Here is a 15,693-nt window from a genome sequence, read left to right as displayed (position 1 = left end):
AAGGTTATTGGCCGCCATGCGTGTAAAAGCATCCACCCAGAAAGCAAAGCCAGCTCCAGCCGTTGAAACCAGCGAATCGATCAACGATCAGATCGCCGCGTTCCTCAAGTCCGGCGGCGAGATCCAGCAGATTGCCAAGGGCGTCAGTGGCCAGACTTTCGCGCCATCCCGGCAGATCAGCCTGGGCAAGAAGTAACACCCCGCAACACTCCCGTCCAAAGACGCTTTGAGCTTCGAAGCGTCTGGATCGGCACCCTCCCCGTCCCACCCGTGTTTAATCAATCCGTTGAAAATCGACGAACGGCCTCCGATGCCGATCATTCGCCGGTATCCTTGCACGCGTCTGGATCAAGCGTTTCAGCCGGCTCACCCGCCAGCCCTCGCTGCTCATGGAGTGACGCATGTTCAAACCCTCCCGTTTATTGCTCGTTGGCCTGCTGGTCTACCCGACGGCGCACGCGCAGGTTTTCCAGCGCGAACTCGGCGACTTCGACCTCAAGCTCGGCACCACGCCCAGCCGCAGCATGGCCCAGGGGTTAGTCAAACCTTCGGCGGTCGGCTCGTTTCATGGCGGCCTCGACCTGAGTCACGACAGCGGACTGTATGTCGGCCAATGGGCGCCAAGCATGGGCATCACCCCAGGCAAGAACCTCGAAATCGATTCCTACGTCGGCTTTAAACAGCCTTTCGACCAAACCCTCGGCTACGAAGTCGGGATGATCCAGTACAGCTATCCCCGCGTGGACACCCCCGACAGCCAGGAACTGTTCGGCGGCCTGACCCTGCTCGGCAGCCGTTTCGGCATCGCCCTGAGCAATGACCCGGACAAACAGAACAGCACGCTGTTCGCCGACCTCGGCGGCAACCAGCCGTTCGGCATCGGGATCAGCATGAAATACACCACCCACCAGTTGAATACGCCGGCTGCGGTGGACGGCGGTTACGTCAGCAGTTTCAACGATTGGTCTGTGAAATTGTCCCGGCCGTTCATGGGCATCGACCTCGATCTGATCTACAGCAACTCGAACCTGAGCGGCAGCGACTGCTCGGCCTATTCCGGGCACAACAGCCAGTGCGACGGCCTCGTCACCCTCAAGGCCGAACGCGCGTTCTATTGATTGGCTGAACTGCCGGGTTCATCCTGCGTTCACATGAGAATCAGATCCCGAAGCCAGGCTTTCGCAAGGATTCGCCCATGTCTCGCTGGTTCAAACAGATTGCCACCCTGCTGATCTTCACCCTCGCCCTCGGCGCCTGCAGTCGCGTCGGCCTGGCCTATCGCAACCTCGACGTGATCATTCCCTGGACCCTCAGCGACTACCTGGACATGAACGGCGAACAGAAAGGCTGGTTCAACGAACGTCTCAAGGAACACCTGAGCTGGCACTGCACCACGCAGTTGCCGGGCTATCTCGACTGGCTGGATCGCCTGCAAACCATGGTCCAGAACAATCAGGTGACTGACGCCGCCCTTCAGGCGCGCACCGTCGAAGCCAAACAGGCCATCGCCGAAACCGCCCGGGAAATCACCCCGTCCGCCATCGAGTTGCTGCAAGGGCTGGATGACAAGCAAGTCGCCGAAATGAACGACGCCTTTGCCAAGGATCTGCGCAAACGCCAGCAGGAATACCTGAAACCACCGTTGTTCGAACAAGTGGCCGAGCGTGGCGCACGCATGGATAAACGCCTGAACGACTGGCTGGGGCCGTTGAGCGTTTCGCAAGAACAACGGGTGATGGCCTGGTCGACAGCCCTGGGGGATCAGAACACCCAATGGATTGCCAACCGCGCGCATTGGCAGAAGCAGTTCAGCGCAGCAGTGGCGCAACGCAAAAGTGCCGAATTCCCACAACGGATCGAGACGCTTCTGGTTGATCGCGAGAGTTTATGGACAGCGGACTACCGCAAGGCCTACGCCAACACCGAAGCCCAGGCGCGTTCGCTGTTCGTTGATCTGGTCGCACAAAGCACGCCGGAACAGCGCCAGCGGTTATTGAAGAAGATCGACGGGGTGCGCAAGGACTTCAATGATTTGAAGTGTCTGAAGGCTGCGCAGAAGTGATCTTCATTGTGGGAGCGAGCCCGCTCCCACAAGCGTTAATCCGGGCTTCAGGCAATCTGCGCCTTGGATGCCACCTCATCGAAAGTCAATTCATCCAGCGCGTCTTCCTGCTCGTCCAGCACCTGCCGGGGATGGTCATTGCCGGGAATGCTGCTGTCAATCAGGCTCAGCAGGCTCGCACCACGCGGGGTCAGAATGAAGTTCTCGCCGGTGCCGCCTTCATCTTCCGGTCTTGGCTCGATGTAGCCGCGCAGCAGCAGTAATTTTTCGTACTCGCAAGCCAGCGTTTTCAGATGATCCAGATTGCCAACGGACTCGCCCGCCGCTGCTTTTTCCGCAGCGTGCTGTTCGGCGTAGGGCCGGGGCGTGAAGCTGTGGCCGGCGCTGTTCTGCGCTTCGTGCAGCAGGCGTTCAATCAAATCCCAGTTGTAAGTCGTCATCCTGATTCAACCTCCGGTGCGCAGGGTTAATGGCGCGTTCATAGGTTGTGACCCGGCCGGTTCCCAGCCGTTCAGCCGCATTGCGCGCTGCAACCGACCGGCGGTCTGTCGATTTCCCCGGCGGTTGAACGACTAGTCTGGGAAGACGGTTTCAACCCCGCAGGAGAAATCATCATGAAGATTCAGAATCATCCGGTGGTATCGCGCGAAGAATGGCTCGCCGCCCGCCAACAACACCTGGCCGACGAAAAAGCCTTCACCCGCGAACGTGATCGCCTCAGCGCCAAACGCCGCACCCTGCCGTGGGTGAAAGTCGACAAGGACTATCGCTTCCACGGGCCGCACGGCGAACTGAAACTGGCCGACCTGTTCGGCCAACACAGCCAACTGGTCGTTTACCACTTCATGTTCGCCAAGGACTGGGAGGAAGGCTGCCAGGGCTGCTCCTTTCTCGCCGACCACATCGACGGCGCCAACCTGCACCTGGCTCATCACGACATCGCGGTAGTGGCGGTTTCCCACGCACCATTCGCCGAATTCCAGGCGTTCAAACAGCGGATGGGCTGGAAATTCGACTGGGTGTCGTCAGACGGTTCCGATTTCAACTACGACTTTGGCGTCTGCGCCCGGGCTGAAGACGCCGAGGCCGGCAAGGCTACCTACAACTACGAAAAGACCGACAGCGCCGAGGAAGAAATGCCGGGGCTGAGCGTGTTTTATCGCAATGAGGCGGGCGAAATTTTCCATACCTATTCAACCTATGCCCGTGGATTGGACATGCTGGTCGGCGCCTACAACTACCTCGACCTCACGCCCAAGGGCCGTAATGAGGACGAGATCATGGAGTGGGTGCGGCATCATGATCGGTATGAGGGGCAGACGAAATCCAGTTGCTGCCATGGCGAGTGATCGAGCGTCCGTGGGGGCAGGCTCGCCTGCCCTCACAATGACGCGCTGAACTTTTCACCTGCTCGAACCCTCAACCGGTTAACCCGCCTTAACCGGAACTGAGGCCCATCCCATGAAAACCTTGCTCAAGCTGACCCTCGCCGCCACCCTCGCCTGCGCCCTGCCCGTATGGGCCTGCACGCCGGAAGAAGCCACCGCCAAACGGGAGCAACTGGCCAAGGAAGTCGCGAAACTCACGGAACAGAATCCGGCCAAGGCCAAGGAAATCAACGATGAGTTGCAGAAGATGGACCTGGGCACCGCGAGCGCCGACCTGCCGGACAAATGCCAGTTGATTGACCAACGGCTGAAAGAGTTGGGCACGGCCGAAAAGAAAGCCGAGGGTTAACACCGGAATCAGGAAATCGCGGCCCTCGTGCGCTCTCGAAGGTCGCGTTTTTTTGCCCTTGAAAATGCACAAATGCATTTATTTATTTGCACAAACGCATATCCATGACTAGGGTTAGATTGAGCCCGATAACGGAAACATCCTACAGATCGACGGCTCTGCAATAGGAAGTAACCCACAAGCTGGACGCTTGTTTCACTCATGGAGGATTGAAAATGTTAACCACTGATACAACCCCGTTCACCGGCAATACCCTGCCAAGGTGCCTGACCGGTCATCTGCTCGACCCGCAACTGGTTGAAGTCGAAAACCACGCCGTGGCGGCGGCCCCCGTCCAGGCCGCAGCAAGCCTCAACTTCAGCATGCAGCGACAAACCCAGAGCAACTGGTGCTGGGCGGCGGTTTCCGCTTCGGTCGGCAATTATTTCGGCACCGGGTCCTGGACCCAGTGCGGTGTCGCCAGTTCGGCGCTGGATCGCAACTGCTGCAACCAGCCGGGGCCGTGCAACGTCTACGGTTATCTGGATCAGGCGTTGCGAATCACCCGCAGCTACAACGGCATGGGTCAGGGTTCGCTGTCGATGTCGGCCATCCAGAACCAGATCAACATGGGCCGTCCGGTCTGTCTGCGTTGTGCCTGGTACGGTGGCGGCGCGCATTTCCTGGCGATCTACGGCACCAACGGCAATTACGTGCTGGTCGCGGATTCGATTTACGGCTACTCGACCCGCGCGCTGAACTCGTTCCCCGGTTCCTACAACGGCGGCGGCACCTGGACTACCACTTACTTCACCCAGAAAAACTAGGAGGGCGACATCATGCAACTGACTTATCCAAAGGCGCCTTCCAACGGCGTACAGACCTTGCGTCCGGCCCTGCAAGCCGCGCTGCAAACCCGGGGTTTTGGCATCAACCGCCAGTTCGCCAGCGCCGCACCCGGCAAGATCAGCCTCAGCGAGGCCTATCGCGGTTACTCGCTCAGCCTGGAAGACGTGAGCCAGGGCAAGGGGCTGCAGGCCGCCAAGGTCGGCGACTGGCACTATCTGGTGTTTGCCGATGGGGTGACTATCGCCGATGCGCAACTGGCCGATGTGCATGGCCAGGTCGAGTTCTCGTCGCTGAACCACGGCAACATGGCCGCCGCGACAGTGGATGCGCTGAAACTCGCGGAGCAGTCGCCGCAACTGCAAGGCAAAACCGTCGAGTTGCGGGTGCTGTTTGTGCCGGCGCTGCACGTCGTCGCGATCTGGCTCCACGCCGACAGTGAAGATGTGCTGATCCCGATCGAGCCGACACCCAACGAGCTGGCGACCACCCAGCTGTACAGTGAAGCCGCCCTGCTCGCGCAGCTAAAACCAACGGCGGATCAGACCCGGCAACGCTTCGCGGCGGACACCACCGGGCTGTTGGGGAGCTGACAAACCTCCGGCGATAAAAAAACCCGGACATTGTCCGGGTTTTTCATGGCCGCCTGAAAGACTTACTCAGCCGCAGGCTCTGCCGGCTTGCGGCGCTTGAGCGGCGCCATGCCGTCGCTGCTCACCAGGGAGTCAGCCTTCGGGCGGTTGGTGCTCTTGCGCTTGTTCGGCGTCTTGGCGGCGACTTTTTTCTTGTCGCCTTTCTTGTCGCCCTTGCCGTCGGTCTTTTTCTTCTTCGCGCCAACGGCTTTACCCGAAGCCTTGACCTTTTTCGGTCCGCCGTAGGTGCCTTTGACTTCCTTGATGGTGCGGCGCTCGAAGCTCTGCTTGAGGTAGCGCTCGATGCTCGACATCAGGTTCCAGTCGCCGTGGCAGATCAACGAGATCGCCAGGCCTTCGGCGCCGGCACGACCGGTACGGCCGATGCGGTGAACGTATTCGTCGCCGCTGCGTGGCATGTCGAAGTTGATCACCAGATCCAGACCGTCGACGTCCAGGCCACGGGCCGCGACGTCGGTCGCCACGAGGATCTTCACCCCGCCCTGCTTCAGACGGTCGATCGCCAGTTTGCGATCCTTCTGGTCTTTCTCGCCGTGCAGCACGAACGCCTTGTATTCCTGCGCCACCAGGCGACCGTAAATGCGGTCGGCCATGACCCGGGTGTTGGTGAAGATGATGGCCTTCTGGTAGGTCTCGTTGGCCAGCAGCCAGTTCACAATCTGTTCTTTGTGCTGGTTGTGATCGGCGGTGATGATCTGCTGACGGGTGGTTTCGTTCAGTTGGCTGACCGCGTTGAGCTGCAAGTGCTCAGGGTTGTTCAGCACCTTGGCGACCATCTCGCGCAGGCCGGCACCGCCGGTGGTGGCTGAGAACAGCATGGTCTGCTGACGGTTCGGGCACTCATCGACCAGACGTTGCACGTCTTCGGCAAAACCCATGTCGAGCATGCGGTCGGCTTCGTCGAGCACCAGCACTTCGACTTCCTTGAGGTCGAGGTTGCCGGCGTTGAGTTGCTCGATCATCCGCCCTGGCGTGCCGATCAGGATGTCCGGCACCTTGCGCAGCATCGCGGCCTGGACCTTGAAGTCTTCACCGCCGGTGATCAGGCCAGACTTGATGAAGGTGAACTGCGAAAAGCGCTCGACTTCCTTCAGGGTCTGCTGAGCCAGCTCGCGGGTCGGCAGCAGGATCAGGGTCTTGATGCTGACGCGGATCTTGGCCGGGCCGATCAGCCGGTTGAGGATCGGCAGGACAAAAGCGGCGGTCTTGCCGCTACCGGTTTGCGCCGTCACCCGCAGGTCACGCCCCTGGAGCGCCAGCGGAATGGCCGCTGCTTGCACAGGCGTTGGCTCGACAAATTTCAGCTCGGCCACGGCTTTGAGCAGGCGTTCGTGCAGGGCGAATTGGGAAAACACGGGTGCTACCTCGAAGATATGCAAAAAATCAGCTGCATAGGTTACCGGTTTCGAGCGCTCAGGCCGAGTTTCTTTATTCAAACGGTGGCAATCCGTGGCTTTTTTGTTGCTCGATTTGTCTTCAACGGTAATACGCAGCGTCTTAAATGCTCTAATCGCCCATCGCGCCTTACAGAAGAATCGTTTCTCCCATGGATATCAAACAGCTCTGGCTCAACGCCCAAGACCTCTGGGGTGCCCTCGAACAGCACCCGTTCCTGCAAGCCGGCCTGGCGCTGATCCTGCTTCTGGTGATCGCGCTGGTACTCGGACGAGTGGCGCGCTACCTGATCCTTCACGTCAGCCGCATCCTCGGCCGCCAGCCGGCGCTGCACTGGATCAACGACTTTCGCCATAACAAAGTGTTTCAGCGCCTGGCGCAGATCACCCCGTCGCTGGTGATCCAGTTCGGCCTGCATCTGGTGCCGGAACTGAGCAAGACCGCGACGGTGTTCCTCGGCAACGTCGCGCTGGCGTTCACCATTCTGTTCCTGATGCTCTCGGTCAGCGCCCTGCTCAACGCCATGCTCGACATCTACGCGCGCACCGAACACGCGCGCACCCGCTCGATCAAGGGCTACGTGCAACTGGCGAAAATGGTGCTGTATGTGTTCGGCGCGATCATCATCGTCGCCACGTTGATCGACCGCTCGCCGCTGTTGCTGCTGTCGGGTCTGGGTGCGATGTCGGCGGTGATCCTGTTGGTCTACAAGGACACCCTGCTGTCGTTCGTCGCCAGCGTGCAGTTGACCAGCAACGACATGCTGCGGGTCGGCGACTGGATCGAAATGCCCCAGGTCGGTGCCGACGGCGACGTGGTGGACATCACCCTGCACACGGTCAAGGTGCAGAACTACGCGTGAGTTGAAGGCTAATTCGACGTATCGTGAGCTCCCAGCAATATTGACAGCAACAAGCCTCCTCGTAGGGAACGCAGGCGAGGCGATCTAGGCCCTCCTCCTCATTTCGAGCCGTGCGGCGCAGCCCCGCTCTCACCTCTCGAAACCGTCTTCGCTTGCTCCAGAATCGTGTGTGGATTTCGACATTGAGTGGCAGGCATCCGGATGGCGGTTATCAACGGGTAAAGGTGGACGATGCCTCGGTCAGGTTCATGCTGCAGACAAGGCGTGGCGCCGGCGACCGAACGATAACGGCGAGGTGGGAGGCGCACCCTTGACGCCTTGATGGAGGCGCCTCGACCATCTGTGCCACACTATTGACACCATGTAGAATCTCCCGCCTCCCTTTACCACCTAAGGAAATTCGCGGTGCCTACAACCTGGCTTGAGATTGTCGATACAGCAGTGAAGATCGGCCTGGGTGCATTAGTTACTGGCGTAGCGACGCATCTCAACAATGGCCGAAGCCACGCTAGAACTGTAGAGAAAGAGCGCCATGCGAAGAACGTGGAGATGCTAGAAAGCGTGGCCCTCAGCATCGAGGAGGCCACCCACGTGTTGCTGAAGCACTGGGCGCATATCACTGACTGGGCCAGAATCAAAGAAAGGGGGGATGCCCCTTCAGCAGAGAAGGTCAAGCTGATTGGCGAATACCGCCTTGAGCTTTTCAACCTGTTCAAGGGCCTGACCAATAGTGAGGGTCGGTTGCTACTGATGGGGCATGCCACTCAACAGTTGCTGCTGCGAGAGTATGGCCAAGTGATTTCTGACTACTACCGTTTCGCACATGTGAGTAACGACCAGGTGACGGTCGCGGAGCTCGATGGCTGGCGTAAAAAAATCATCGATAGCCGCTTAGATCTCTATTCCACGCTGAATACTGCGTACCGCAATCAAGGGTAAAGACTGCGCAAACAGGGCATCCTTCCCTCACTGCGGTTAGCATGCTCATCCCTCTTGCCACTCTTGCCGCCCCGTTAGCTTGCGCAGTAATAAGGGTGGGCCTGCCACAGCTTCACACTCAGCCCACCCAGCATCACGCCGTCTCGCCACTCGACCCCTCCTCGAGTAACTTGGCGCGAGCGCTACCAGCAATGTATAGGCTCACGATCAGCGAATTGCTGCAACTAGGTGCGCAGGCCCTGGCCTCTGAGTAGCCCTGCTGGGCCATACCTCTCCAACTCTATTGCTGCAGGCCCGTTCATCCAGATAAGCCTCAGTCCAGCCCCCTCTCGAGGCGACAGCGTTTACTTGCAGGCCAGTTCCATCCTCTCCCGACAACCAATCAGCAAGCCCGCACGCGCTTCAGATCGATGCCGAGCCGCCATGCGGGATGAAAAAACTGATCAAAAAACGCCCAGCAGCCATTTTTTTTGACCACCCGTCATTTTTTTCCACCAATTTTTAAAGCTATGTCAATTCATCAATAAACAGCGCCTCGACAGCATTTTTTTGCAATTCTTGGTAACAATTTTAAGAAATCCGAAAACTGCTCGAACTCACCTAACACGGCGTTTGGTAAGCATACCAGTCAGATCTGACGGCGCTCTTCAAGCCTAATACTGAACTATTGACACATGGCAAATAATATAAAAGCCGTGCACAGCTCCCACCGCCAAAAATAATATTAATAAACGTCAATTTTCGAAAAATAAAAGGCGAAGGCCTGCCTAATACGCGGCATCCAGCCGGACGCCTGCCACAAAACCAACTTAAAAAAACAAAAAACAACTCAAAAACAAATGACAATATTAGACCAATTAAAAAACAGGCGTTTGAGCATTCGACAAAACCACCTCTTGCAAAACTTTCGACACTCGATATTCTGCCCGCCCACTGAAACGGGGATCGGAACTTTAAACCTGACTCTCCTCCTGAAGTCAGACCTGCGAGAGCAACATGTACACAACTGTAGATTTGAAAGGGCTCACACCTTTCATCAAAAGCGACAAAGTACCCATAGAGGCCATGGTCTCCGTCCCAACTGAACCGCCCTTGATTTACGCGGTTTCGTACCAAGACGAAGATAGGATCGAAGGTATGAAGATCATTCTTCAGCCTGACGGAAAGCCTTGGGTAGAAGGCAACCTCTATCTCCTCTGGCGGGCCAAGGAGTACCCCAGGGTCGCTGCAGAAACTTTAGGTGCTGAGGCTGCGAACCTAAAAGAATTCATGAATGTGATGCTAGACCACAATCTAGATTACCTTGATTTCAAAGGCAGAGAGTTTGAAAGGCCGACGTATCGCTTCAAAGCACATTACAAGTTAGACATCGCACGAAAAGAGATAGATGCCGAAAGCGTCAACAACAAGATCCGCGCCGTCATCCGATTTTATCGATGGCTAATTAGGTACCGGAATTTCCTACCTGCAAAGCCACCTTGGAAAGAGAAGATAGTTCACATATCGAGACTTGACCGTCACGGTTTCGCCAGATCCAGAGAAATCATCACCACAGACCTAACCTTCCCCAAAAACAAAGACGAGTCAAGTGATTTCATTTATGACGGCGGGAAGCTCAGGCCACTCGATAAATTTGAGCAAGACGCGGTGATTAAAGCACTTCTCCTCGCAAGCAACATAGAAATGCTGCTCTTATTCATCCTGGCCCTTTTCTCAGGCATGAGAATCCAAACAGCACTGACCATACGTATCGGCGATGTAATTGAAGCCAGTGCAGATGATACTGACACATACTCGATCAGCGCAGGCAAAGATACTCTGGTAGATGCCAAGTATGGCAAAACACAGAAGATTAAGGTTCCTGGCTGGGTGCATCATCGGCTTTTCACCTACCTGCAATCCGAACGTTACCAAAAGCGAAAAGCTCTAGCGTTAGAACGGGATGAATCTGAGCAATATGTTTTCCTGAGCAGAACTGGAAAACCTCTGTATGTAAGTCACCTAGATAAAGACAAGTACAAGAGTCACGAAAAAGGCTCTACGGTAAGAAAGTTCATCAAACACACGTTAGTACCACTGCTTAAAGCACACGGCCATAACTTCACATTCAGCTTTCACGACCTCAGGGCTTCATTCGGTATGAATTTGGTAGATGAACGCAGGGAACTCCTCGCTCAAGGAAAAATCGGCTATCTGGAACTGATCGACTACGTTGCTAAGCGCCTGCACCACTCAAACCGCAAAACCACCATGAGTTACTTAGACTACCGAAAAGTCAATGAAATGGTGCACGAAGCGGACACAGACTATCAACGACACATTATGAGCCTTGTGGAGAACTGAAATGGACTACAGGCCCTATTGCGAAATTCGCCTTGACGTCCAGGTCAACCACGCCGAGCTTCTTACTGAAGTTCACGACGTACTGGCAAGAAATCCAATCGAATCGATTCTAGTGCGGTTCAACCATCGACACGCCTTTGATTTTGGGGCTATCTGCTTTGGTGAGCGTTATGGTGCAAGAGCAAGAAGGGAGGTGCATGTAACGACTCACCTCCCGAAGCGGCTAGCGAGGATGAAAAACCTGGCAAGTCACATCATGACCATGAGCCTCACTACAGCTGCTCTTAGCTCGGGTTACTCCGCAGTTGCGGACTGGGCGCTCATGGTCAAGTGGTGCGAAGCAAACGGATTCGAGAATTTTCTTGATGATTCAGACGCATACCATAAAGCATTGGTAGCGTTTAGTGAGCATCTAAACACTGACAACAGGGCATACGTGACGCGCAGACGTATGCAAACTGTATGCAGGACATGCGGCGAGAAAATGTTTCCGGAAGAAAACTTCCTCTTCACAAGACTACCTTTGATTGAACGCCCTGAAGGCAAAACCAAGAAGCTTATAGAGCCGCCTAGTTCAGACGCAGTGAAATACCACCTGCAGACATGTGAACCACTCTTCACTGGACTGACGGATTTCTTGATCAAAGATGAAGCAATGCCATGCAAATTAAAGGTAAAAGATGGTTATGCATGGATACTACCAGACGACCGCTATCCGCTAATAACCGACAAAATACTTGCTAAAGGCGGCAAGATTACTACTGAGTCTTGCTACTTTGACTATAGCCAGGCACGCCTGAGAACTTTTGAAGAGTTTCAAAGTCGCTCAAGCTCGAAAAAATTCACACACTATTGTATTGCAAAAGACCAATATGAATCCAGGCTCAAACTCGCCAACTCCACCAAGGATGTCAAGTATCGTGCATCCCTTGCGAGAATTGCTCACGACAGCTTTGTTTCCATGTTCGTCGCAGCAACAGCCATCAATGAATCACCTCTGCGCGAAATACCTTGGGATCCAGACTTCGAAATCGCTAACACTGAAGAAATTGGGGTCAGATCAATCAAATTTCGAGCCAACAACAAAGAAGTCATTGTTCGAGTTAAGGCTAGCTTCATCAAACACTTTCGGAAATACATCACCCTAAGAGATCACCTGTGCCAGGGGTCTGACCACCCGTATCTATTTATAGGGTTTGATGGGAACACCCTGTCGAATTACAGAATTCTCGATACAAATATTCTTAGGCGACTTCACAACCGCGTTAGTAGATTGATCGACCCAGATATCCCATGCCTTAGCTATCAAAGCTTCAGAAACTACAAGGACAGTTATGTGGCGAAAAACCATGGCCACGAAGCTTCTCGAATTCTGCTTGGGCACAGTGAGCGGACGCAAAGGGCCAGCTACTTAAAAACCAATGAGCAAAGTGCGGTCGATCAGATCGGAAAATTCCATGCGATAGTCAACGAGTTTTTTGGAAGCCCACACCCATGTGCTACCCCAGTTGGTGGATGCATGAGTGAAGGCTCACCACTGAAAAGTGAAAACTCCAATATCACCGCAGCACCGGACTGCAAGAGCAAAGTCGGTTGTTTGAATTGCGTACATCACAAGGTTCACGCAAATCGCGAGGACGCCTGGAAACTGCTCAGCTTAGAGTTTATAACCAAAGAAATGATCCACTCAAGTGCTAGCCTAGAGCATTTTAATTTGATCCACGGCCCGACTTTAGAACAGATCCAGGGGCTTCTAAATGAAATGCTGGCCGTCAATCCATCGCTTAGCGAAACCCTCAAAGAATTGCAGGTAGAAGTTTATGAAAATAACACTTTGACCGACTACTGGCAGCGACACCTAGAACGAATCGTCCGATTAAAGATCATTGTATGAACAAAATCCTAAACAGCTCTGAAACCTATTCCCACGACATTAATAGCCTTGTCGACAACGCCGACAACCTTGCAGCAAATGTTGAGATTCGTCCATTCAACAGAACCCTCTTGCATGGCGAGCTCAGTAAGCCAACTGTAAGTGTGGCTTATGTTGGAATGAATCTGGAAAATTTGAAAAGCACCTGCATCATCAGCCACAGTCGAACAGGAGTGGCGATCCTACTGGCAGACATGTATTGGGACTTCCCACGATTGGAGCTTGTGCCAACAGATTTGACCTCATTTAATTTCGAACTTTACAGGTCGGATGGAAAATTCAACGCCTCTAACATTCTTACCTCGCAAACTCTTCTGGCGACAAATATTTTCTCGCCTAGTCGTCGAGGAACAGCGCTGAGGGTCTCAACTATTAAAATGGCATTTAACGCGCTTCGTTTCCTGACTAAACGTGCCGACGAAAAAGACATCACAATCCAGGAGCTGATTTCTTCGCCTGAACATATGGACTTCGTAGAGGGAATCACAGCTAGCAGCGCGTCTAGCCTAACAACAATGGTTACCGATTACCCTAAGCTGACCTCCAATGCGCTTAACTTAAAACCCCACAAGCTTTTCTTCAAGGTTTTGCGCAAGCGAAATGGAGAAAGATATAATACCGAAAAACAAACGCCGGTCATCCCAAGCCGAATTCTTCATGCTCGCTACCATCATTACAACGATATCGTTCTGGATTTCATCAAGCACGGGGACATGATCGAAGCGCTTTCGCAAAAATTGGCGGAGGATCCTCTTTATGGTCGAGGCTCTTCCAAGGTTCACAGGCTTGAGACGAAAGTCAACTACGAGCTTGCGACAGAAATAAAGCGACCGGATTTTTCACAAGCGATTAGAGATCACAATCTTCAAGACTTCTGTAAGAAATATAACATCCGACAAGCTGGAAGTCTGGCACGGCAACTCGCACTGGTTCAACACAGCGCTAAATGCTTGGTGCATATCTACACGCTCGTCAGAGATCACGAAGCAAAACTTCTTGAGGATGAGTGCGTTCAGCAAGCGGAGGGTTGGAACTCTAAAGGCGTGTACCTGATGGGCATTTCAACCAAACTAACAGGAAAGGCGAAAGACACAGCTTGGATTGCCAACGAGCTGATCTCTGAACCTATTAAATGCCTTCAAATCATTAAATCGATAATTGCTCCTCATGTCCCTGTAGGTACCAAGGGCGGTGATTGCCTGCTTCTCACTCCAAGCTTCTTACCGTACTGCGGTCACGACCCTGGCGACACAGTCATCATCAGAGATTTTACCCGGCATGAGAAATACCTGCCTCCGATCCTTATTGAGGAGTCTGACATCCTTGAACTGGAAGCTATTGACCCACTTGCAGACTGGCGCTCAGACCGAAAATTCAAGGTAGGCAAACCGTGGAAAATTGCATCTCACCAATTCCGCAGGACAATGGCCGTCTTCGGAGCTCAAAGCCAGGTACTGGATATCCCTGAACTCAAGAGGCTTCTTATTCATCTGACTGAGTCCATGAGTATTTATTACCAACGTGGCTGCTCTGCGGGTGGGTACAACATGAAGCTAAGAAGCCCTGAGCTTGACAAGGAATTCAAAAACGCCATGAACGACGCTCAGTGGATTTCGTACCTCAATGACGTCCTTTACTCGACCGAAAAGCTGCACGGCGGGCACGGCGAGCGTGTTACGACCAAGAGCAAGGCGAATGACCCTGACCGGATTATCTACCGGCAAACCGCCGAGGAAACAATGAAAAAAGCCAAGAATGGCCTGATTTCCTACCAACGTACTCCCCTAGGCGGATGCGCCAGTAGCAAACCATGCAATGACCGAGCCCATGGCAATTTCACGAACTGTTTTGGATGCGCAAGCTCAGTGCTCAAGGTGAGTAATGTTAAGTCGGTCATTGAAAATGCCCAGATCGATCTCATGGATCTGGATCCGACATCGTTCGAATACCGGATGGAGCAACGCAACATCCAGGACTACGAAACCATCCTTAGCCACCTGAACTAATTTACATCTATGAATAGCAATGTTAAAGGCGTAGGCCTGCAAGAGCTCTACGACGCCCTACTCCGCCTGGTTAACAACAATCCGAAGCGAGTGAAAAAAGGCACCAAGATCTCGCTCCGCAGCGTTGCTCTTGAAGCAGGCAAGGATCCGAGCCTTATCAGGAAGGATCGCGAGATCTACGCACACCTGATCGCGGATATCGAACATTACGCCGCAATTCAGAAGGAAAAAAATTCCAAAAAGAGTGGCCAGGTCGCCGAACTCAAAGCTCGTATTGCTCATCTCCGTAGTGAAACGGAGCGTTTTGAGGGTCTGTGGAAAGCCGCCCTGGCCCGCGAACTGTTCCTTCTGGAACAGATTGAAAGTTATGAGCAACGCTGGAAGAAGTACACGAACGTTGTTGATTTTGTGCCGAACGGCTCTCCTGTGAGCCACTAACCCCCACCAAATTTGTGGAGAAACAATATGAAAGACCTCAAGACACTCTCTATCACGCCTGTAGATATCTTGAAGAAACAATTCTTTTCCCACGAAATGCAGGAAATGACTGAATACTATTCAAAAGCCACCATAGGTGGATGTGGCCGCTATTCTAGTATACGCCAAGAGTTCTTTCCGGAGTTGCTTGAGTGCCTGCCCTGCAAGAACAGCATTTTGAAAAAATAACTGCTATCACCACTATCCAATCCAGGGGTCTTTGACCCCTGTCTGAAAGAGAACCTACCGTGAGACCACTAGCACTCCTTGACCGAATCCACAGATGGCTATTTCCAGATAAGCGATCCGAATGGGAGCAGAAACAAGAGCGTACCTTCATAGAAGCCCTTAACCAACTCAAAAACTACTCTGTGACTGAGCAAGGCGGCATTTCGATGGATCCTGACGAGATCAGGGATTACGTCATTGCTCGCCGGCAGGAGCTTAAGCACCTGGTTGAT

15 protein-coding genes and 1 pseudogene are annotated in these 15,693 nt (G+C 53.9%); 14 read left to right on the top strand and 2 right to left on the bottom strand.

Going from position 1 to position 15,693, the window contains the following annotated elements:
• Window positions 1-16: 16 nt before the first annotated feature.
• The 3 genes from N8H74_RS20095 to N8H74_RS20085 all read left to right on the top strand — a co-directional run bounded on the left by N8H74_RS20095 (window position 17) and on the right by N8H74_RS20085 (window position 2,062).
• Window positions 17-196, top strand: coding sequence for a hypothetical protein (locus N8H74_RS20095; RefSeq protein WP_217831342.1), 180 nt, complete (start codon window positions 17-19; stop codon window positions 194-196).
• A gap of 205 nt (window positions 197-401) precedes the next feature.
• Complete coding sequence (locus tag N8H74_RS20090; protein WP_262149738.1) at window positions 402-1,118, top strand: TorF family putative porin; 717 nt, start codon at window positions 402-404, stop codon at window positions 1,116-1,118.
• A 77-nt stretch (window positions 1,119-1,195) separates the two neighbouring features.
• Window positions 1,196-2,062, top strand: a complete 867-nt coding sequence (locus tag N8H74_RS20085; protein WP_262149737.1) for a DUF6279 family lipoprotein — start codon at window positions 1,196-1,198, stop codon at window positions 2,060-2,062.
• 47 nt (window positions 2,063-2,109) lie between these two features.
• On the opposite strand, the gene N8H74_RS20080 is transcribed toward N8H74_RS20085, so the two are convergent.
• Complete coding sequence (locus N8H74_RS20080; protein WP_217831345.1) at window positions 2,110-2,502, bottom strand: transcriptional regulator; 393 nt, start codon at window positions 2,500-2,502, stop codon at window positions 2,110-2,112.
• Window positions 2,503-2,676: 174 nt separating this feature from the next.
• Between N8H74_RS20080 and N8H74_RS20075 the strand changes: the two genes are divergently transcribed.
• From N8H74_RS20075 to N8H74_RS20060, 4 genes are all read left to right on the top strand, one after another.
• A complete protein-coding gene (locus N8H74_RS20075) occupies window positions 2,677-3,411 on the top strand; it encodes a thioredoxin family protein (protein WP_262149735.1) in 735 nt (244 codons plus the stop codon).
• 112 nt (window positions 3,412-3,523) lie between these two features.
• Window positions 3,524-3,799: a hypothetical protein gene (locus N8H74_RS20070; protein ID WP_217831347.1), complete on the top strand. Its 276-nt coding sequence runs from the start codon at window positions 3,524-3,526 to the stop codon at window positions 3,797-3,799.
• Window positions 3,800-4,014: 215 nt separating this feature from the next.
• Window positions 4,015-4,605 (top strand): papain-like cysteine protease family protein, encoded by a 591-nt coding sequence (locus N8H74_RS20065; protein WP_262149733.1) that lies wholly within the window; start codon window positions 4,015-4,017, stop codon window positions 4,603-4,605.
• A gap of 12 nt (window positions 4,606-4,617) precedes the next feature.
• On the top strand, window positions 4,618-5,217 hold the full coding sequence (locus tag N8H74_RS20060; RefSeq protein WP_262149731.1) for a hypothetical protein: 600 nt from the start codon (window positions 4,618-4,620) through the stop codon (window positions 5,215-5,217).
• A 62-nt stretch (window positions 5,218-5,279) separates the two neighbouring features.
• On the opposite strand, the gene N8H74_RS20055 is transcribed toward N8H74_RS20060, so the two are convergent.
• Window positions 5,280-6,632 carry a DEAD/DEAH box helicase gene (locus tag N8H74_RS20055; protein ID WP_262149729.1) on the bottom strand — a complete coding sequence of 451 codons (1,353 nt, stop codon included), beginning with the start codon at window positions 6,630-6,632 and terminating at the stop codon, window positions 5,280-5,282.
• 191 nt (window positions 6,633-6,823) lie between these two features.
• Between N8H74_RS20055 and N8H74_RS20050 the strand changes: the two are divergent.
• The 7 genes and pseudogenes from N8H74_RS20050 to N8H74_RS20020 all read left to right on the top strand — a co-directional run.
• A pseudogene (locus N8H74_RS20050) lies at window positions 6,824-7,528 on the top strand (mechanosensitive ion channel family protein); the annotation flags it as partial.
• A gap of 411 nt (window positions 7,529-7,939) precedes the next feature.
• Entirely contained in the window at window positions 7,940-8,473 is a 534-nt protein-coding gene (locus tag N8H74_RS20045) for a hypothetical protein (protein WP_262149727.1), read from the top strand.
• 1,137 nt (window positions 8,474-9,610) lie between these two features.
• Entirely contained in the window at window positions 9,611-10,816 is a 1,206-nt protein-coding gene (locus N8H74_RS20040; protein WP_262149725.1) for a site-specific integrase, read from the top strand.
• A gap of 1 nt (window position 10,817) precedes the next feature.
• A complete protein-coding gene (locus N8H74_RS20035; protein ID WP_262149723.1) occupies window positions 10,818-12,710 on the top strand; it encodes a hypothetical protein in 1,893 nt (630 codons plus the stop codon).
• Complete coding sequence (locus N8H74_RS20030; protein WP_262149721.1) at window positions 12,707-14,755, top strand: hypothetical protein; 2,049 nt, start codon at window positions 12,707-12,709, stop codon at window positions 14,753-14,755. Before N8H74_RS20035 ends, N8H74_RS20030 begins: the two co-directional genes overlap by 4 nt.
• A gap of 9 nt (window positions 14,756-14,764) precedes the next feature.
• Window positions 14,765-15,193, top strand: coding sequence for a hypothetical protein (locus N8H74_RS20025; RefSeq protein WP_262149719.1), 429 nt, complete (start codon window positions 14,765-14,767; stop codon window positions 15,191-15,193).
• A gap of 27 nt (window positions 15,194-15,220) precedes the next feature.
• Window positions 15,221-15,421: a hypothetical protein gene (locus N8H74_RS20020; protein WP_262149717.1), complete on the top strand. Its 201-nt coding sequence runs from the start codon at window positions 15,221-15,223 to the stop codon at window positions 15,419-15,421.
• Window positions 15,422-15,693: the final 272 nt, after the last annotated feature.

This window comes from Pseudomonas sp. B2M1-30 (assembly GCF_025447575.1).
Lineage (GTDB): Bacteria > Pseudomonadota > Gammaproteobacteria > Pseudomonadales > Pseudomonadaceae > Aquipseudomonas > Aquipseudomonas botevensis.
Note: the sequence above shows the minus strand (reverse complement) of the source record. Positions and strands in the feature narration are given on the sequence as shown.

What these genes read in the sequence shown, in the direction of transcription:
- N8H74_RS20075 (WP_262149735.1), top strand. Translation starts at nt 2,677, where the DNA reads ATGAAGATTCAGAATCATCCGGTGGTATCGCGCGAAGAATGGCTCGCC.
- N8H74_RS20020 (WP_262149717.1), top strand. Translation starts at nt 15,221, where the DNA reads ATGAAAGACCTCAAGACACTCTCTATCACGCCTGTAGATATCTTGAAG.
- N8H74_RS20090 (WP_262149738.1), top strand. Translation starts at nt 402, where the DNA reads ATGTTCAAACCCTCCCGTTTATTGCTCGTTGGCCTGCTGGTCTACCCG.
- N8H74_RS20080 (WP_217831345.1), bottom strand. Translation starts at nt 2,502, where the DNA reads ATGACGACTTACAACTGGGATTTGATTGAACGCCTGCTGCACGAAGCG.
- N8H74_RS20085 (WP_262149737.1), top strand. Translation starts at nt 1,196, where the DNA reads ATGTCTCGCTGGTTCAAACAGATTGCCACCCTGCTGATCTTCACCCTC.
- N8H74_RS20035 (WP_262149723.1), top strand. Translation starts at nt 10,818, where the DNA reads ATGGACTACAGGCCCTATTGCGAAATTCGCCTTGACGTCCAGGTCAAC.
- N8H74_RS20060 (WP_262149731.1), top strand. Translation starts at nt 4,618, where the DNA reads ATGCAACTGACTTATCCAAAGGCGCCTTCCAACGGCGTACAGACCTTG.
- N8H74_RS20095 (WP_217831342.1), top strand. Translation starts at nt 17, where the DNA reads ATGCGTGTAAAAGCATCCACCCAGAAAGCAAAGCCAGCTCCAGCCGTT.
- N8H74_RS20070 (WP_217831347.1), top strand. Translation starts at nt 3,524, where the DNA reads ATGAAAACCTTGCTCAAGCTGACCCTCGCCGCCACCCTCGCCTGCGCC.
- N8H74_RS20030 (WP_262149721.1), top strand. Translation starts at nt 12,707, where the DNA reads ATGAACAAAATCCTAAACAGCTCTGAAACCTATTCCCACGACATTAAT.
- N8H74_RS20025 (WP_262149719.1), top strand. Translation starts at nt 14,765, where the DNA reads ATGAATAGCAATGTTAAAGGCGTAGGCCTGCAAGAGCTCTACGACGCC.
- N8H74_RS20040 (WP_262149725.1), top strand. Translation starts at nt 9,611, where the DNA reads ATGAAGATCATTCTTCAGCCTGACGGAAAGCCTTGGGTAGAAGGCAAC.
- N8H74_RS20065 (WP_262149733.1), top strand. Translation starts at nt 4,015, where the DNA reads ATGTTAACCACTGATACAACCCCGTTCACCGGCAATACCCTGCCAAGG.